The 19,824-nt window shown below is 43.1% G+C and carries 15 protein-coding genes; 5 read left to right on the forward strand and 10 right to left on the reverse strand.

The window, feature by feature from the left end; all coding sequences use genetic code 11:
* Positions 1 to 2: 2 nt before the first annotated feature.
* The 10 genes from tagF to JO943_RS05060 all read right to left on the reverse strand — a co-directional run bounded on the left by tagF (position 3) and on the right by JO943_RS05060 (position 12,849).
* The gene (tagF, locus tag JO943_RS05015; RefSeq protein WP_009514829.1) at positions 3 to 962 is read right to left on the reverse strand and encodes a type VI secretion system-associated protein TagF; all 960 of its coding nucleotides are present in this window, start codon (positions 960 to 962) and stop codon (positions 3 to 5) included.
* Between the two features lie 37 nt (positions 963 to 999).
* On the reverse strand, positions 1,000 to 4,809 hold the full coding sequence (tssM, locus tag JO943_RS05020) for a type VI secretion system membrane subunit TssM (protein ID WP_202740147.1): 3,810 nt from the start codon (positions 4,807 to 4,809) through the stop codon (positions 1,000 to 1,002).
* Positions 4,810 to 4,837: 28 nt separating this feature from the next.
* Positions 4,838 to 6,262 (reverse strand): hypothetical protein, encoded by a 1,425-nt coding sequence (locus tag JO943_RS05025; protein WP_202740148.1) that lies wholly within the window; start codon positions 6,260 to 6,262, stop codon positions 4,838 to 4,840.
* On the reverse strand, positions 6,262 to 7,257 hold the full coding sequence (gene tssG, locus JO943_RS05030; RefSeq protein ID WP_202740149.1) for a type VI secretion system baseplate subunit TssG: 996 nt from the start codon (positions 7,255 to 7,257) through the stop codon (positions 6,262 to 6,264). The genes JO943_RS05025 and tssG overlap by 1 nt, the downstream gene beginning before the upstream one ends.
* Positions 7,221 to 9,029, reverse strand: a complete 1,809-nt coding sequence (gene tssF / locus JO943_RS05035) for a type VI secretion system baseplate subunit TssF (RefSeq protein WP_202740150.1) — start codon at positions 9,027 to 9,029, stop codon at positions 7,221 to 7,223. The genes tssG and tssF overlap by 37 nt, the downstream gene beginning before the upstream one ends.
* Before the next feature lie 12 nt (positions 9,030 to 9,041).
* Entirely contained in the window at positions 9,042 to 9,518 is a 477-nt protein-coding gene (gene tssE / locus JO943_RS05040) for a type VI secretion system baseplate subunit TssE (RefSeq protein WP_004771197.1), read from the reverse strand.
* A 74-nt stretch (positions 9,519 to 9,592) separates the two neighbouring features.
* Entirely contained in the window at positions 9,593 to 10,096 is a 504-nt protein-coding gene (locus JO943_RS05045; RefSeq protein WP_004654761.1) for an Hcp family type VI secretion system effector, read from the reverse strand.
* A 51-nt stretch (positions 10,097 to 10,147) separates the two neighbouring features.
* Entirely contained in the window at positions 10,148 to 11,629 is a 1,482-nt protein-coding gene (gene tssC / locus JO943_RS05050) for a type VI secretion system contractile sheath large subunit (protein WP_005229258.1), read from the reverse strand.
* The gene (tssB, locus tag JO943_RS05055) at positions 11,622 to 12,125 is read right to left on the reverse strand and encodes a type VI secretion system contractile sheath small subunit (protein ID WP_005229256.1); all 504 of its coding nucleotides are present in this window, start codon (positions 12,123 to 12,125) and stop codon (positions 11,622 to 11,624) included. The genes tssC and tssB overlap by 8 nt, the downstream gene beginning before the upstream one ends.
* 19 nt (positions 12,126 to 12,144) lie before the next feature.
* On the reverse strand, positions 12,145 to 12,849 hold the full coding sequence (locus JO943_RS05060; RefSeq protein ID WP_199949303.1) for a hypothetical protein: 705 nt from the start codon (positions 12,847 to 12,849) through the stop codon (positions 12,145 to 12,147).
* A gap of 375 nt (positions 12,850 to 13,224) precedes the next feature.
* Between JO943_RS05060 and tssH the strand changes: the two genes are divergently transcribed.
* The 5 genes from tssH to JO943_RS05085 are packed head-to-tail and all read left to right on the forward strand — an operon-like array spanning position 13,225 to position 19,822.
* Complete coding sequence (gene tssH / locus JO943_RS05065) at positions 13,225 to 15,897, forward strand: type VI secretion system ATPase TssH (RefSeq protein ID WP_202740151.1); 2,673 nt, start codon at positions 13,225 to 13,227, stop codon at positions 15,895 to 15,897.
* 24 nt (positions 15,898 to 15,921) lie between these two features.
* The gene (gene tssA, locus JO943_RS05070; protein ID WP_376746140.1) at positions 15,922 to 17,013 is read left to right on the forward strand and encodes a type VI secretion system protein TssA; all 1,092 of its coding nucleotides are present in this window, start codon (positions 15,922 to 15,924) and stop codon (positions 17,011 to 17,013) included.
* Between the two features lie 16 nt (positions 17,014 to 17,029).
* Entirely contained in the window at positions 17,030 to 18,394 is a 1,365-nt protein-coding gene (gene tssK / locus JO943_RS05075) for a type VI secretion system baseplate subunit TssK (protein WP_005229252.1), read from the forward strand.
* Between the two features lie 10 nt (positions 18,395 to 18,404).
* Positions 18,405 to 19,214: a type IVB secretion system protein IcmH/DotU gene (gene icmH / locus JO943_RS05080; protein ID WP_032871882.1), complete on the forward strand. Its 810-nt coding sequence runs from the start codon at positions 18,405 to 18,407 to the stop codon at positions 19,212 to 19,214.
* Between the two features lie 11 nt (positions 19,215 to 19,225).
* Positions 19,226 to 19,822 carry a hypothetical protein gene (locus JO943_RS05085; protein WP_005284329.1) on the forward strand — a complete coding sequence of 199 codons (597 nt, stop codon included), beginning with the start codon at positions 19,226 to 19,228 and terminating at the stop codon, positions 19,820 to 19,822.
* The last annotated feature ends 2 nt before the right edge of the window (positions 19,823 to 19,824 follow it).

Raw genomic sequence — 19,824 nt, forward strand, 5'->3', positions numbered from 1 at the left:
ATTTATTCATCTAAAAAAGTTTGTCGGAATAGCTTTAAGCCCTGATTCAGGCTCATCTGACGCTGACAAAGTGACTGTTCGAGTGTCGCAAGGCCTGCATTTTGCTCCAGATAAGCATCAATCCATTGCGCCTGAATCAATGAAACCCAATGTTCACTCTGCATATTCTGGGTAAAGATATCGCTCAATGCCATGATATCTGCGCCTTGGAAACCAATAAATAGAATCGGCTCCTCTCGGTGCAAGATGCCAATCAGGATTTCGGTATTGTTAATGCCTAAGAATCGTCCAATCATTCCAACCCAGAAGGCAGCAATTTCATAACAATACATATGGTTATTGATCGGCAGGATCAACACCTTATTTAAGCGACTGGTACCATTCTTTAAAATCGGCTGCAATAACAATCCCAAACCAATCATGCTTTGTGCGAGTTCATAGACATTGATCTTCATCAATTGTGCAAATGAGTGCATGGTATGATTTTCATAGAAACCATTACATTCGGTCGAGGTAAATAACTGAACCACGTTGGGTAGATTATTCAGCTTTTCCAGCATGATATTGGTATCACGGATACTGCGTAGTACCCGATTACGCTGGAACAGATCAACTAGTACCGACTTGTAATAATACGGCGCCAGCAACAGATTCTGATAAGGTTGTTCGACTTCCAGCAGTTGGCTTAATACCATTGGAAATGCTCGCCCTGAGCTATCCTGGCTGGCGATCAGGTTGGCTGCCAGAAACATCGGCTCAGCAGGATTGGCGATAAAGAAATCCAGCGCTGGTAAAGACTCATAACGTTGTTTGAAGTCAGGCGCTCGCATGGCATGTTCAAGTGCTTCAGTGATCCATTGATCAAGCACCTGAATCAACGCATATTGCCCTTTGGACTTCAGAAAGTCACCCCGAGCGGGTGTCTTTCCGTAATACAAAGGTGTGGTCTTCACTTGTTGCATCCCAGCCCCTCCTGATATTCCGTGATTGTCCCTAACATTACGGTGTTACTCCTGGCTGAGCAGGTGCAGCCGGTTGTGGCTTCGGTGCAGCACCCGCAGGGGTTGCTTGCGCAGAAACCACGCGTACTGCTTTCTCTGTCACCACTTTATCAACCAGTTGCAAGCCTGCATAACCACGACTCGAACCGATATTGCCTGAGCTATTACCGCTAATCAGACGGAAGTTCACTTTTAAGGTTAATGATGGTTCAGCTTTGCTGGTCCAGGTCATTTCGAAGCTACCGTTTTGCTCTTTACGCTGTGCCGCATCGATCAAACGGTTAATGCCATATTCACCCGGCTCTTCGAAAATGGTATGGGTCTTGCCCTCAAGATCGACAGCCGTAATACGCGCACCTGGAATCGCTCCCTGATTCGGCCAGACGAAGTTCACCCATTGCTGAATGCCATTTTCAAATACCATCCGCTGACCATCGATATCAATGGTATACGACAAGTACTGTGGATTCGGTAATGGATAGAACTGGAAGTTCGACTGATTTGATACAGGTGCAGCAGCTGGCTGATCCAGACTACCAGTCGCCATCCCATTGATTGGCGCCACATATTGCTGGAACGCCATCACAAATTGCGGGTTCAGGCTAATGCCCAGATCTTTCCAGGTTTTAGAAGTCAATACATAGCCACGGCGAATCACAAATGGATCCAAGGCTTCTTTGACAAAGCGTGCAATGCTACCTGTTTCACCAAAGATCTGGCCGATTTCATTACTGGTTGCCTGTAAAGTCACACTTGAGTTAAATGGATACTTCTGGCTCAAATTGGTTTTAAATGGTTGATACGCTTGAATACCCCACAATTTGTTTAACTCATCTTGTGTCGGTGCAATCAAACTGGCAAATGATTGAGTCAACGGTCCCATCAACAGCTTTTGCAATAACTGCTGGTCAGTATCCTTCAGACCCACCATCATTTTCTCATCCACATATTTCTGGGTGATGTTGAAAACCGAGGTTTGGTCATTGATAGTCTGTTTCACTAAAGCCATCGCACTTGGACCAATCTCGCCTGCGGTTTTCAGATCATTGAACTTGCTGCGGACTTGCGCAAGATTATTCATGTACTCATCAAATAGCGACTTATCCTGCAAATCATCACGCTTACGCACCAATTGATAGAACATCTGGTACTCTTGAGAAATTGCACCTTGCGCACGGTCCATAGCTTGAGCCGCTGCTCTATCATCCGAATTATTCAAGACTTTACGCTTGAACCAGGCCACAAAGCCTTTTTCAGGGACAGCAAGTTCAGCTTGAACAATCGGGTTATCCCAGTTGGTCTCGATCGCGATCCGTTGTAACAGGGTACGGATCGGCGAGTTTTGAGGTTCACCCAAGATATCAATGGTCTTGACCTGCTGGCTAAACTGATCGGCTTTAGCATAATAAATACCGCTCAGGAACTTTTTCCATTCCGTCACATATTCCTGCTTATACAAGGCCACCAGTTGCTTGCGAATCTGCTCGGGGCTACCCGAGAAGGTCAAGTCATCAGATTGACGGCTATTCAACACCCAGTCTTTACTGTCTGTTGGTTTATTCGCCGCTTCGTCAATCGCTTTTTCGACATATTCATCCCAGGCTTTTTGCGTAAATACACCTGGTAATGCATAGCTACCCAACACAATTGAACGGTTTTGCTCACCCACAATCTGTGCAACGGTCACCGCCGGGAAACGTACCGCTGCACGCATCTTGATTTCGTTATAGACACGATCACGCGCTGGCATGCCACGAATGACAGACAATAACACCTGACGGGTTTGATCAACCACTTGCGCATCTGTTTCAAGGATTGGGAAACCTTCCTGATTGGCCAAGGTCATGGCATAAGAAAGAATTTTTTCCGCATCCTGAATCATTTCACCACGTGGCATCTGGCCACGGTTGGCATCTAGCCAAGAACGCCAGAAACGTGACACCTGATCACTTAAATGACTACTATCCATATATTCCGGATTGCTCATCATCAAGTAGGCTTTTAATGCATTATAGGCATCTTGCGGATTGGTATCCGAAGGCTCCAGATATTGTTGAGTCTTGGCAACCTGTTTGATTTCCACATTGACATGGTTGGCTTTCAGGGTTGCTTCATTATTTTTTACACGTTGCAGGTATTGTGCAATATTCTGTTGGGTCGGGGTCAGGACAATCTGCTTGATCCCTTTTAAGTATTCTGCCTTTAAGCTCTCACGTAACTGATTGCCTTGGTATAAACCAAAGCTGAATTTAAGTGGACGATGGTCATTGAACTCATCCAGTTGTTGCAAGCGTTCCTGTAAGATCAGTAAAGCTTCAAGCTGGGTGGAAAGCTGTTGCCCTGAGGCTTTTTCCAGATGCACCACTTTATCCAGATCTGCCTGCACATCGGCAATCAGTTGCTGGTTATTGCGATATGACCAGACCCATACGCCCAAGACCAGTGAAACACCGACCAATGCTGCAATGAAGCCAATATAGCGCTGACGCTTTTTCGCAGGATTGATATGCTGCTTTACCAGATCCTTATCGCGTAAAATTACATTCGAAAACAGGCCTTGCAAGAAATAGCCATGATTCGGTGCAAGTGACGGGCTCGGACCATCCTGACCATTGAGCGGAACCTGCTGAAGCTGGAATTCCTGTGCAATATTTTCCGTCATTGGACTTTCAATAATGCCTTCCTGCAAAGCACTGGTAAAATAGAAACCACGGAATACCGGCTGGAACTGATATGGGTTATCTTCAAACAAAGTGCCAATAAAGCTTTTTAATGCCAGTTTTAGCGTTTTGAATTCCAGCGGGAAGGTCATCACACTTGGAGAAATATTTTGCGAATGACGGCGGCTCAAATGCGTCGTACTTACACTCTTTAAACCGTCATACAGAATCGTGTAATGTTTTTCGAATAATTCAACCGCATTCTGGGATGAGTTCTGCTCGTAAGGCAAGGTTGCGCCCCAAGCCTGATTGTATTCTTGCGACTCATAACAATCGAAGAACTCGGTAAAGCCCGCAATCAGGTCCATTTTCGAGAACACCAGATAAACCGGCACCACCACTTCAAGTCGTTCGGTTAAATCCTGAATACGGGCACGTAAATTCTTGGCCAGTTTCAAGGAGTTTTCAGGACTCTGGCTAATCAGTTCAGCAATACTGACAATCACGATCAGACCATTCACCGGGGCTTTAGAACGGTTTTTCTTCAAGATATTAAGGAAACCTAACCATTCAGAATGGTCTTCCGAATACACTGAATAACGGCCTGCGGTATCCAGCAAGATCCCTTCGGTAGAAAAGAACCAGTCACAGTTACGTGTACCACTCAAACCCGCAGAGACCATCTTTTGATGGGTTTCTTCAAATGGGAACTTTAATCCGGAATTGTAAATGGCCGAACTCTTACCTGCAGCCGGGTTACCAATCACCATATACCAAGGCAATTCGTATAAAGCCGCATTGCCCTTTTTATCGCCCAGTTTGGATTTGCGAATCAACTGGATCGACTCTTTCATCTGTTGCTGGATTAACTGTAATTCGGCTTTATCTTTTTGTTGTCCGTACTCAGCCTTGCTGTCCTGCTCGATCGCATTGGCCAGTTCTTCACCCTGTTCAGCATGGCGTTTACGCTGGATCAACCAGTAAATGCCATACACAATCAGGCCCAACGCATAAGTCGCTGCCAACGCCCAGAAGATATGACGCGGAATGGACGAATATGAAGAAATAAGCGCCACAAACAAGGACAAAGCAATGATTGCCTTAGGATTAGTGATGTACTGCCACAGATAACCTAAAATGGTATACATTGAGTTCTCAAATTCTTAATAAAGTTAATCAATCAGCAATTGCTACACTTTCCTGATCTGGTGAGATCTCTGGGAAAGTTTGAATAAATGCTTTTAAATTTTGTCCATAAACAAAGGCAACCTGTTGATCTGGAAGGTGTGCCCCCAACATCAATCCAAAAACTTTTGCCACGTTCTGGGTATGTCCAGCAGCCGGTTTACAATACAGGTAGTGATGCTGCTCTACCGGGCTTTGTGCAAAAAACTGTTCCAGCTTTTTGACCGCCTTGATATCGGTCGCATCCTCGACCACCAGTACAAAAGGTTGTTCATCTTGATATTGTGGTAAATCATGTATTTCTAGCTCTTTGAATATTTGATCTAAATTATTTTGATGAGCGACCAGCTTTAAGCTTTTTAAAGGCTGTTGTTGCATCAGCTGCACTTCGGGATGCGCCAGACAACTGCTACCGACAAACTCGGCAGGTGTATAGGCACTCATTCCCCACACCTTTTCATCCACGATTTCCTGATCAATTTCTGAATCTGCAGCAATAATCAAGGAAATTTCATGCGCCTGTTTCTGGATGCGCTCCACTAACTCGACCAGCTGCTGCTCTGTCGATGCAGCACTGATAAAATGATATTCAATATGGAATTTTTGTGGAATGATGCCCAAATCATAAAAAATGCGCTGCAGCATTTCATTACTACTTTGGTCATTCCAGGTATGTACTACATCCTCAGACAGCAAAATATGTAAATTTAACTTATCTAAACGGTAGACCTGCTCGATCTGCAGCTCTTCACTTTGTTCTTCCCCGGAAAATCCAGGATCAATCCATGCAGGATGCATCCGGTATTCATGCAGGTTCTGACTTTCGTAAAACAGGCTGGAACGTTTTAAATGCTCTGAGATGGAAACGAGTACATCATGGTGCTGTTCGATCTGATGTCGAATCAATGCCATGATGCGTTGCTGTCGAATAGCTAAAAACTGTGACTCATCCTCGTCATCCGGGCCCAACTGCTGATCCAGCTCCTCAATACGATAGGATAAAATCGGTAATCCCTGAAAGCTCAATAAATGCGGATCCAGTTTCGGGCTGGCAAACTCTTTAATCCCTGTCAGGATGGCATCATTTTCACCCAATGCATTATAGGCCGCAGCAGAGTACAGATTGACATTCAACCATTTACTTGCCTGAGCAATCGGCGCTTGCTCATCTTCTGCCTGATTATTATTTTGCTCAGCGGCCAAAGCCTGTTCTTTTCTCTCTTTATATTTTTGATAGCCCTTATAGATGAGCCAGGGCGAAAGTAAAATAAAGGTAATGACAACAGGCAGAATCAGGAAGTAATTAATCAAGTCTGCAGATTCAGGTAAATATTGCGTATCTCTCCAATAGAAGATCACAATCAGTGCCACCAGAATAAAACAGGTAATTAACGTCGCCAGGATTTTCTTGATCATTATGCGGCTCCTAAAAGTGCATAACGTGTTTCACTGTTATGTTGTAATTGTCCTGACGGCATTAAAAATGCACCTTGTCCCAAGCCCATTGCATGCGATGAATCCAGCGAAATCGGGCGAATTTCATTTTTGTCGAGAATCAAGCGCACATCAATAAACAGGGTCGGACTGCACCAGGTCTGGATCAGATCTTTTAATTTTTTATTCAGCGGCTGATTCGGTAAAAAAGCCAGATACTGTTCGCGGTTTAATGGGCCAATTTGAATTTCTATTTTTCCGTCAATCTGCTCAACAGTATCTCCGCAGAAGGTATTAATGCCCAGTAAACTTGGGTGACTGCCGCCCAAAGTGGTTTTCTGTTCATCGCCCAACTGGAATTTCTCTTTAACAAACTCCTGAATCTGTACCTGAGTATCAAACACCCGTCCTAAGATAGTTTTCAAGGCATGGGCAGTATTATTCTGTCCCTGCATCAAACCAGAAAATTCGGCAAAATATTCATCCAGATCATGCTGCTGATGCTGGGAGCGAATATAACCATTTAAGGCATGTAAAATATCGAGATAGTGATTCTTTTGCTCAATCTCATAACGTACCGGTAAGTTATAGGCAATACTGGCATCGACATATTTGGTCGTAAGTTTATGATTAAACAATCCCAAAAAGGCTTTGATTTCGAGTCGCTGCTGGCGGGAACTCTGCTTGAGTTTATTGGTATAGGTATAAGGCAGTGCACCCTGGGTACCGGTTAAACCAACCACTAGATTGGTCAAATGAATCCGCTGATCTTGATAACTCAGTTCCTCAATTTCAGTGGCAGGGAAACTTAAACTAAATGAGGTTCCAAATTTGAAATCATCTGACCAGTCCTGCTGACGGGATGGTGCAGGTAAATGCCGTAATAACCGTATCGACTGAATAAACTCAAATGAGCCGGCTTTTTTAAAAATCTGGTCGACTACAGAAGAGTCTTGCCACCAACGTTCTGCACGCATTGGTATATCTCCTGCTGATTAAGACTGTCTTTTACGACCACATCGACAAAACTGTTAATCTGAACTTTCAAATTAAACACATGGCTGAGCAGCTGACTGAAAATATATAAACTATGCCCTCTAAACACACTCTTGTTGACTGCAAGCTCAGCTTTCACTCCTCGAATGAACATCGGGAAAGGCTTGGAATTAACCAGTTTATTGGTGGTTGAAAAGCTCAATTGCTTGAGTGCATCAATCAGTAAAATATTTTCTTTTGAGTGCGGCAAATTATATAAGGCCAACAGCTCTTTCACATGACTCAAGGCATCTCCTTTCATCAAGGCCAGCGTATTCAATGAAAGATGAGAAATAATCCGCCACTGCTCATTTTTATTCTTATCAAAATAGAAAGGCGAAGTCGGACGTTTTAAAATTAATGCCCGTCGTGCCAAGCTGCTGTCATTCAGGTTCAGGATATTATTACTTTGACTTAATGCTTCATGCGGCAAATCGCCATTTGAGCAGAGTAAACGGGTACTAATAAAATCTGATTTAATTTCATAAGGTTTCAAATGTTTTGAAACGATTGAATAGCCCATTTGCGTGATTTTATTTTGTGCGGGCACATAATTCAGCGAATAAAAGAACTGTACTTTATCATTATGATAATGACTCATTGCAAAAAACGGCAATACTGGCAGATGGGTCTGTTCCTGATTGGTTTTTTCCCGCACCATATTCATTTCAATCACCGAATAGACCTGATAAAGCTCAGGATGATGCGCATCGGTGATGAGTGGATATTGTAATTGGGTATGTGAAATTTTCTGCGGCTCGGCCTGTTTTTCAAACAGATTGATTGCGGGAGTCGTAAACAACTTAAAGTTTGCGACATTCAGCTCGGAATAATTCCGTACCACCGCCTGATCGTTTAAATTGAGCTTGAGATGAATCAGGATTTCAAACTGATTCTGCTGACCCAGCAAGCCTTTTAAGCGGCTTAAATCCAAATTGAGATAGTTAAATTTTTCAGGAAAACAGAAATATTCCATCAATAAACGATAAGCATGATGGGTATGCTGATCAATCGGCAACAGGCTTTCCTGCTCGGTAAACCCCATCACTTCAAATGGATTGCTGATTTCTACCACGCGCGGCCCGACACGGAGCGCAAAGCCGGTATCTTTACGGAAAATACTGTCCAGCACCTGTAATGGAAAGTTTGAAATCGCATCCAGATAAATCGGCAGTTTCTCATCCAGAATCCAATTTTGCGCCTCATTAAAAATTTCAAATTTCAGGCTTAAAGTCGCATTCTGGTTCAAATGCATATGAATACTGGGTGAGGTTTGAAACTCTAGCTGCGTTAATGAAATCGGCAATAAGCGAACTTCATTGGTGGTATTAAACTCGCATTGAACGCCTTTAAAGCTACGCGATTTCAAGGCTGTTTTTTGTGGAATGACATGTGCTGCGGTGAGCTGTTTCAGTTTATTAATATCTTCAAAGCTGACAACGGTACAGGCGGGGAAATGACGTAAATATTGAGGAAACATCACCTCAAACAGTGAATGGGTAAATACGTCGTAACTGTCTTCTAGTTTTTTATCAATACGTGCAGCGATCAGGGAAAAAGCCTGGATTAACCGTTCTATATGCGGATCATCAATCTGTTCCTGATTTAAGGAAAGACGCTGCGCAATTTTGGGATACTTCTGCGCGAACTCTCTGGACTGTTGACCGAATTCTTGTAGTTGTTTTTCATAATACGGTAAAAGTTGCTCTATCACAGTTCGCTCACACTAGGTTCTGGCAGAAATAACATATTGTTGTGTTGTCGGTTTGAGTAAAGCGTCAAAAAACACAGGTTCATATAAAGGATGGATGTTTAAGTAAGCTTGAATACTCAAACACAGTGAACCCATATTGTGACCATCTAATAACATCTCGACTTTTATCTGTCTCAATCTTGGCTCATGTGCAGCAATTGACTGCTCAATGGATTGGCAAATTTTATCCCGATCCAGCGGGTTGGCGGTTGACAGGCCAACAAAGTCAATAATTCCAAACTGCAAGATCGATTTCTTGGCGAGTGGATATTCATCCATATCACGATCAAATTGTGCAATCCGACTATTGAGCAAGTCTTCCAGATCCCGAGCAACAGACTCTCGTAATTGCTGAATCGACATGCCTCTTAAATAATCTTCCTGCTCAGGCACCAGACGATCAAATAAAGTTGACCGGAAGCCATAGGGATATAAATGATCTAAATTCATTTTTAAGAACAAATCTTGGAAAAATAGAGGCTAATAGGCGACTATTAACCTCTACTAGAACATCACGGTTTCTATTACGCAGCGTATGACGCTGTGTTGTTAGAAAGTGACCATTTCTTAGTAACAGCACCTTTCGCAGTACCGTTAATGTCTTGTTGGTTATATGTCCACTCAACAGCAGCATATTTCAAACCAAATGTTTCAGTAGGAACGCCTTCCTCATTAACAGTTGGCGTTACGCTTGAAACAAGAACGTGTTTCAATTTGATTTGTAAGTACTTGATACGCTTGTCACCATTTGCACGGTAGTAATCGATTTGTACTTCATCAAAAGTGTAACCCGCAGAACATGCTTCCCAAAGTTTTGGACTAGTTGCATCCAAATCTTTAACGAAAATCATGTCTGAGTGTTCAACACGTTCAGCAGTGTGACCACCAACGCTACTAGAAGTCGCAGATTTTGGTTGACGAATGTTATGAGACCAAGAGTTAACTTCAAGCCAACCTTTGTGTTCAGAATCGCGAGATTCTCCGTCTACCTTGTACTTGCCACGAAACTCAACATATATATCTTTCATTTAAACATTACCTCTATTTTATTTAAAGTTATTATCTAGCTGATCTCATTGTTAATTTGAGGACTGAGGTAGTTCAGTCACGAGTCGTAAAGAAACAGACAACTCATCCAGCTGGAAATGTGGTCTTAAGAAAACCACAGACTTGTAGTGACCCGGCTGAGCTGGATCTTCTACAACTTTTACAGATGCCTCACGAAGCGGATATTGTGCTTTTGCTTCTTGAGATGCACCATCATCTAGCAAGACATATTGAGATAGCCATTCATTTAAGAAGGCTTCAACATTGCCTGCAGATGCAAAACTTCCAACTTTGTCACGCATCATTGCTTTTAAGTAATGCGCAATACGTGATACTGCCATGATGTACTGGATCTGGCTCGAAAGTGCAGAGTTGGCATTGGCCGTATCGCTGTCATATTTCTTCGGCTTTTGCGTCGATTGCGCACCAAAGAAAGCAGCATAGTCTGTATTTTTACAGTGAACGAGCGGGATGAAACCAAGATCACTCAGTTCTTTCTCACGACGGTCTGTAATGGCAATTTCAGTTGGGCATTTAAATACCACTTCGCCATCTGAGGTCTTGAAGGTATGCACTGGCAAGCCTTCAACCAGACCACCACCCTCTACCCCACGAATCGCCGCACACCAGCCATGCATATCAAATGCATTGGTTAAACGGGTACCGAAGGCATAGGCCGCATTCATCCATAAATAATCATCATGGTTTTCACCAGAGACATCTTCGATGAAGTTGAAACCTTCAGTCGCAGTTCCCTCTTTTGGATGATATGGCAGACGACCCAACACGTGAGGCATGGTCAATGCAACATAACGTGAGTCTTCGCTGTCACGGAAAGAACGCCATTGCACGTATTCGGCTGTTTCAAAGATTTTTGAAACATCGCGTGGACGATCAATATCTGTAAATGATTCAAGACCTAAAATACTTGGGCTTGCCGCTGAAACAAAGGGTGCATGAGCCGCAGCAGCCACATGAGAGATCTGTTCCAGTAAATACATATCTGACGGTGTACGATCAAACTCGAAATCACCAATCAGGGCCGCATACGGTGCACCACCGAATGAGCCATATTCTTCTTCGTAAATCTTTTTAAACAGTGTGCTTTGATCGAAATCAGTCGCACCCTGAAAGTCTTTCACCAACTCTTTTTTAGTCGTATTCAACATACGAATCTTGATCATCGAGTTAGAAGGTGTTTCTTGACAGAAATAGTAAAGACCACGCCAGGTCGATTCAATTTTCTGGAATTGCTCATGGTGCATAATTTCACTCAATTGATTTGAAATTAATGCATCAATCTCGGCAATACGCTTATCAATCGACAAGGTCATATTTTCAGAAACCGTAATGGTTCCGGCCATCACTTCTTTTGCCAACTCACCAATCAGGCTTTTTGCACGAACATGTTCATCATCATTACGTGCAATACGGCTTTGCTCAACGATGGAATCAAGCAAATTCGCTGATTCAGCTTCCACACTTGCAGCAGTAGCTGCCTGTAAATTACTCATTGTCAGCCTCCGCACTTAATTGACGGACCTGATCGGTATTTTTCAATACTTCATCCAACAAGTCTTCCAGACGTTCACTATTGGAAATCTTGTTGCGCAAATCCGTTAAACGCTCACGCGCCGCAACCAGTTTACGCAATGGATCAACTTGCTGTACCACCTGTTCTGGGCGGAAATCTTCCATCGAGTTAAACGTTAGGTCAACAGACATGCGACCACCCTCTTCAGTCAAGGTATTCTCAACCTGGAAGGCTGCACGTGGTGCCAATGATTCCATAACTTCATCAATGTTATCGAGGTCTACATTGATGAATTTCTTATCTTTTAATTTGGTTTTCTCTAACTCGGATGCAGCAGAGAAATCACCCATGACGCCGACAACAAAAGGCAATTCTTTTGACTCTTTACCGTCACCAACTTCAACATCATATGTCAGCTGTACACGAGGAGGACGTATGCGTTGCAGTTTCTTCTGTACGCTTTCTCTCTTTGCCATAACTTTCTACCCTTGCTTATTATTTCAACGAATCAAAAGGATTCGAGCCTGTCTTTTGAACAGTATTTGGTTGTTTAGTCGCTGGTGCTGCTGCAGCTGCTGGTCGCTTAGGTGCAGCAGTACGAGTTACATTATTACGTGCTGGTTGGGTTGTAGGTGCTTTTCTGTTTGTTGTACGTCGAGTATTTGTATTCGACACAGTATTTCGAACTTCTTTCTTTAAAGATTCGTCAGTAATGGCTTTGCTGGTTGAGGTATCAGGTGCGGGCACTGCTGCACGGATATTGTCACTCAACTGCTTTGCAGGTGGGTACGTCAACTCATTGCTTAAATAACGCATTTCACTTGAGCGCATGTGCTGAAGCGATTGATTCGCCAGCTCAACACTAGCCAAGAAAGCAACATCGGTTAACGCTGCACCACGGACATTCTGCTCTTGTAATTGTGTCGCCAGTTTTAAGGCATTCATCGGCTGCTTAATTTCATACATGCGCATTGCAGCTTGAGCTAACAGGTCATTGACACGCGAAGCATTATCTTTATCACAAACCTGTTGATAAATTCCCAATAGCGTTTGATCCGTCTGGCCTTCAACCAACGGATTCTGTTTAATACATTTGCTTTTTAATTTAATTGGTTTCGCAGCCTGCTCTTCAGCATAAACTGAATTGCCGATTAAACCAGTCGCTATACAAAGAATTGATATTACAATACCTTTTTTCAAAATATGCCTCGTCATTATTTAACTTATAATTGAAGAGCTGACAATTATTGTTAAAAAACCCTCTTACTCGTCAATTTTTGTACATTTACATCATTTCCGCGAATTTAACAAAAAAAACACACATAAAGTCAATACCAGTTACGTTTATTAACATTATTAAAGTTTCATGACAGACATTCCTGTAAAAAAAAACTTAAATAACGTGCATTTTTTGTTTAAAAGTGACATTTTTTGTTGTAGAATAATCTGTATACTCGTGTAGAGTTTAGTTAAGTTTTTGATTTTATTCAAAAAATATTTTTAAGAGAAAACAACCATATCAAGTTAATACGTACCGAATAGAACTTGGTATTTAAAAATTACTGTGAGTATTAAATGAGTAACTTAAAGGTTTTAATTACAAAACTATCACCTCCTACTCGTACTGCATTAGAAAAGTCAGCAAATTACTGTATTAACCAATTAAATTATGAGATTGAGATTGAACACTTGCTGGTTGAGTTATTAAATCAAAATCCTGCCAATGATTTACACATTTTACTAAAAAAAAATAATATCTCTGCTGAAGCCTTAATTAATGATTTAAAAGAAACTATAGGTTCTTTACCGAAAGGCAATACCCGCACCCCTATTTTTGCCAAATCAATTGTAAGATTATTTGAACAGGCCTGGTTGCTAGCGTCTGCTGAACAAACCCCCGTGATTCGTAGCAGTCATTTACTGATTGCCCTACTCACCGCGCCAGATTTACAACAGATTGCGTTCAGGGCTTCCAGTCTATTTGAACTGTTCCCGATTGATACCATGAAACACAAGTTTCTGGATATTTGCGGCAACAGCACGGAACAACCAGCTTCCGAACCGTCTGCCGCTGCGGATCTATCCTCGGAAGAAAATCCGGCGACCACAACAAGCAGCGTAAAAACCCCGGCACTTGATCAATATACGATTAACCTGACAGAGAAAGCCAAGAAAGGCGGCATTGATCCGGTCATTGGTCGAGAGTTTGAAATTCGCTTGATGCTCGATATCCTGATGCGTCGCCGTCAAAACAATCCGATTTTGACCGGTGAACCTGGCGTAGGTAAAACAGCTGTGGTAGAAGGTCTTGCGTTAAAGATTGCACAAGGTCAGGTACCAGATGCACTTAAACATGTGCATCTGCATGTGTTAGACATGGGTTTGTTGCAGGCAGGTGCCAGTGTTAAAGGTGAATTCGAGAATCGTTTAAAACAGGTGATTCAGGAAGTTCAGTCTTCTACGCATCCGATTATCCTGTTTATTGATGAAGCACATACCCTGATCGGTGCGGGTGGTCAGGCGGGGCAAAATGACGCTGCCAACTTGCTTAAACCGGCCTTGGCACGTGGTGAACTAAGAACCATCGCCGCAACCACTTGGGCTGAATATAAACAGTACTTTGAAAAAGATGCGGCTTTAAGTCGCCGCTTTCAGGTGGTCAAGGTTGAAGAGCCGACTGAAGAAGTCGCGATTGATATGTTACGTGCCATGATTCCTGTGATGCAGAAGCATTTCAATCTGCAAATTGAAGATCAGGCCATCATTACTGCTGTTCAGGCTTCTCACCGTTATATCAGTGGACGCCAGCTTCCGGATAAGGCCGTCAGTGTACTCGATACTGCAGCTGCACGTGTTGCCTTAACCCAAAATGCGCAACCGGTAGTGCTCGATCAGTTAAAAGCGCAACAGCACAACCTGAAATTAGAACAGCAGATTTTAAGCAATGAACATCAGCACTTCCCGATTCATCATGAACGTCTGGAAGAGCTTAATCAGCAACTGGCTTCTTTAGATAAAGAAATACAGGATGTTGAAGTGAAATGGCAGCAAGAACTGGATTTGGTCAAACAGATCCAGCAACTGAGCAAGCAAGATGAGAAAGAACAACAAAGCACTCAGGTCGCTGCATTAAGAGATCAACTGACTCAGTTACAAGGTCAGACGCCATTGGTATTTGAACGTGTCAATGCACGCATCATCAATGAGATCATTTCCGACTGGACCGGTATTCCGGTTGGCAATATGGTCAATGATGAAATCAAACAGATTCTAAGTCTTGAAGATAAGCTCGGTGAGCGCGTCATGGGGCAGGATTATGCATTGAATCAATTGGTAAAAGGCATCAAGACCTCTAAAGCCAAGCTGGAAGATCCAAATAAACCGCAAGGTGTATTTATGTTGATCGGCCCAAGTGGTGTAGGTAAAACGGAAACTGCCCTTGCCTTGGCCAATGAGTTATATGGTGGCGAACAACATCTCATTACTATTAATATGTCTGAATATCAGGAAGCGCATACGGTTTCATCCTTAAAAGGTGCGCCTCCGGGTTATGTCGGTTATGGCCAAGGCGGTGTTTTAACTGAAGCAGTACGTCGTAACCCTTATAGTGTTGTGCTTCTGGACGAAATTGAAAAAGCGCATAGCGACGTTCAGGAACTGTTTTATCAGGTCTTCGACAAAGGTACCCTGGAAGATGGTGAAGGCCGTGTCATCGATTTCAAAAACACTACCATTATCCTGACCTCGAATACGGGTTCTAGCGCCATCATGCAGGCCTGCTTAAATCAGCCTGTCGAAGAATGGCCGGATGCGGATGACTTGATCGAGCATTTAAAGCCAAGCTTGTATAAACAGTTCAAGCCCGCATTTATTGGTCGTATGCGCATTGTGCCTTACTTCCCTTTACATGATGATTTACTGGTTCGTATCATTAAACATAAGCTTGGGAAGATTGTTGCACGTATTGAAAAACAATATGCAACTCAGGTTCAATATTCAGACGATTTAATTGAACTGATTTTAAGTCGTTGTACCGAAGTTGATAGCGGTGCGCGCAATGTAGATAACATTTTAAACTCGACCGTTTTACCAGCACTTGCGACAGAAATTCTGGTGGCTTTAGCTGAGCATAAATTGCCGAAACTGATCAACATTGATACCAAAGATGATGAAATCATCTATCAGCTTGATCCTGTTGCCAAAACCACGAAAAAGCGTACCAGCAAAAAAGCGAAAGCTGAACTTTAAGATTGAGCCAACACTGTGATACATATGGATATTAACCCATTACTGAACCCGATTAATGAGCAGTCGCCTTGCGGTGAAGATTACTCTTTTTCAAATGAGTTCCATGCCATTAAAAAAGCCCGGACTCAAGATGATCTGCTGCTTGATCAAGGCGATTGGGTTACAGAACCGAAACAGGCCGATTGGGACTTTGTTGCAGCTACCTCAATTGATCTACTGCAAACCAAAAGTAAAGATATCCGTATCCTCACCTGGCTGTCTGAAGCCTGGGCCAATCTCTATGGCTTCGAAGGGATTGCCAAAAGCCTTGAGCTCAGTCATCGCTTGCTTGAACAATACTGGCTGACACTGCATCCAGAAGTGGAAGATGATGATCTGGATCAACGGATTGGATTATTACAGGGTTTAATTAACCAGTTACCCCTACTGATTAAAAAAGTCCCACTGATCAATCACGCTCCTTTTTATCATTTACTCGACTATGATAATTTTCTTTACCATGAAAATATTCGTCGTAAACAGAGTGATGACTATGAAAGTGCGGGCAGTACCAGTGAGCTAGAGCAGTTTGAGCAGGCTTTACTAAATACAGACAAAGCCTTCCAACGCCAGAACTATCAACATTTCAGTGAGATTTTCCAACAGTGGTCGACCCTGAAAAATGTGCTGGATGGTTTACTTGGTCTAGATTCACCAAGCTTTGCCGCAATTGACTCTAGCCTCGATCATATTCATATTAGTCTGAAGAAAATTTATAAAACAGAACAGTTTGAGCAAGTGACTCAAACCGTGGCGACTGACAGTGAAACCGCTATGACCACGACACCACAAAATCTGACCGCTCAGCCGACTGTAGCTCAAGCGCAACCGACCTTTCAGCCACAAGTTCAATCACATGTTGAAAATCGTGAGCAAGCGATGCGCGTTTTACAGGAAATTGCGACTTATTTTCAAAAAAATGAACCGCATAGTCCTGTGAGCTATATGTTGCAAAAAACCATTAAGTGGAGCCAAATGCCACTACATGAATGGTTAACCCAAGTGATTAAAGATGAGCATCCGTTACAAATGCTGCAAGATACGCTCGGTGTGCAACCAAAGAATGAATACGAATAATTGTTGGTAAATCGATATGTTTAAAGCAGAGAAAATTCTTTGGGGTGAGGGCCTGTTTTTACGTCCTCAGCATTTCCAGATTCAGGACACCTACCACGAGCAACGCTTGAACCATACGGTTCGGGCGTTAATTCCGCATGCGTATGGCGTCCAAAAGCTCAAATTTGATGAAGTACAGCTTTCAACCCATATTCTGGCTTTAGAAGAAGCTGAGATCATCTGGCAGGATGGTGAAATCTACCATGCACCTGCACAGGATCTATTACCAGAACCCTTGTTGCTGGACGATTTAAATCTGCAAGGTGAAATGATTGTTTACCTTGCCCTGCCTATTTTACAGGCGAACAAGAAAAATATTGCCGATGAAACCCGTTCGCTGTCGAGCCGTTATCATAACTACCTGTCAGAAACCCATGACCTGTTTACCGATGCCAGCCCTGCTGAGCTGAGTTTGTTGCGTCGTCGTGCTGAATTCAAACTGCTTGATCCGCATATTCAACCGACCCAGAACCTGGATGGCTTCCTGTATCTGGCGGTAGGACGATTAAAACGCCAAAGTTCGGGGACTTTCGAGCTGGATAGCAAATTCATTCCACCGATTTTACATGTGGCTGCGTCAGAGTCTTTAATCAATAACTTAAAACGTACCTTGAATGTAATTAAGGCCAAGATTAAAACCATTCAAAGCAACAACCGTGAAAACGAACAGAAACTGATCGAGTTCCGTTCCGGCGATATTGTTTCATTCTGGTTGATCAATGCCTTGAATACCGCTTATGCGGGATTGAATCATTTACTGCATTATCCGCAAATTCATCCAGAACGTTTATTCTCTGAATTATTGCGTTTGACCGGTTCGCTGCTGACCTTCTCAACCGCTTATGATGTCGACCATTTACCGCATTACAAGCATCATCAGCTACAGGATAGTTTCCAGCAACTCGATGTTATTCTGAGAGATTTGCTGGATACCATTATTTCAAGCCGTTATTTCAGTATTGCCTTGAAAGAAACACGTCCATCCTACTGGGTCGGCAGCCTTGAGTCTGACAAGATTACCCGTGATACACGTCTTTATATTGCAGTTTCGAGCAGCATGATGCAAACCCATGAACTGATCCAGATCGTGCCGTTACGCTTTAAAGTGGGTAGTACCATTGACGTTGAGCAACGTGTGATTGCCGCCCTGCCTGCAGTTCCACTGCATCATTTGATGCAAGTCCCAACCGCAATTCCAGTGCGTTCCGGCGTGAGTTACTTTGAAATTGAACCGCATCATGAACTCTATCAACGTATGCTTGAGTCAGAATCCATCTGTGTCTATGTACCAGCTGGTTTCCAAGATATTAGTATTGAACTCATTGCTGTAATGAATAGTTAAGAGAATCACAATGACTCAACATCCAGCGGGTATTCCTTCTTTATTTGATGATGGCAAAATCGGTTCAGGCTTACCTAGTACTGACCAGCCACAGAATAAGGTCCAAGCAACAAATCTGATCGATCTGTTACACGATGGATTTTATTTGGTGTTCTTGCTTCGTAACCGTTATATCCCCTCAAATCCGGGTGATTTCCGTGAAAAAATTCTGGATTTACTTAACCGCTTTGAGCAACAGGCGAAACGTCTGCAATTTTCTGCAGAGGATATTCATGACGCGAAATATGCATTTTGTGCCCTGATTGATGAAACCATTGCCACGCAACAGGATGCAGCTTACTTTAACTTGCAAAATAGCTGGCTGATCAGCCCGTTACAATTGAGCTTATTTGGCTCGCAGTTGGCCGGTTATCGCTTTTTTGAGATTCTGGAACAGCTCCGTAGCCGCGGTAAAGAACGTCTGGCCTCGCTTGAAGTGTTTCATTACTGCTTACTGCTAGGTTTCCAAGGTAAATATCGTCTCGAATCGGTGGAAAGCCTCAATCATCTGGTGGCACGTGTCGGTGATGAAATTGATTATCTCAAAGGCAAGAAAGCCGCGTTCTCTCCGTTTGCCGCGATTCCTGACCAGATCAAGCATATTATTCATCATGAGCTGCCATTTTTCTGGATCCTGATTTTCTTATTGTTATTCGCAGCGCTCGCCTTTGCAGGGTTAAAGTTTATGCTGAATAAACAAAATCATAATGCTTTAACACCTTATCAAAATGTGATTTCAGCGCCAGCGGAAGAAGCACATATTACTATCCATTTGCCTTAGTTGATTGAAGTATGAGTCAGGAAAGAACCACCTCTTTACGCATCTTACAGACAAATAAGAAAAAAACGTTATCTCCTGTGATCTATTTACTGATCGGATTTATTTCGGGGATTATTTTAACTACATTGTTTTTCTTCATGTTGTCCACCGGAACAGGATCATCCAGTGAATATGTTGAACCGACTCAGGTTGTAGAAGAAAATACCACAGTACTTCCTGGCGCCAAACAGACCACTCAGGTAACTGAAGCCGCTGCTCCTGTTCAATATGAATCGACTGAGTCAGAAGAAGACAGTAACTTTACCCAGCCAGGCAGCAATGACCTGAACAAGTTCTTCCAGCGCACGCCACCACCAGCGGCTGCACCGGCCCAAACAGCGCAACATGCCTCACCTTTTGCCAACGAACCGCATGTCAGAGCAGCTCAACCGGCAGCTCCAGCAAAAGCACCCGTTGCAAAAAGTGAAGCAGTACCAGCCAAAGTGGTTAAACCCGCTGCTCAACCCGCGAAAGTTGTACCAGCAAAAGAACCTGAAGCCGAAGCACCTGATGCCACCGTGCAGATTAAAGTCACCCAGAAGCCTTTTGCTGTCAATGAACTCAAATAACA

The organism is Acinetobacter sp. 'aerobic (ED)' (assembly GCF_904886855.1).
Taxonomy (GTDB): Bacteria; Pseudomonadota; Gammaproteobacteria; order Pseudomonadales; family Moraxellaceae; genus Acinetobacter; species Acinetobacter courvalinii.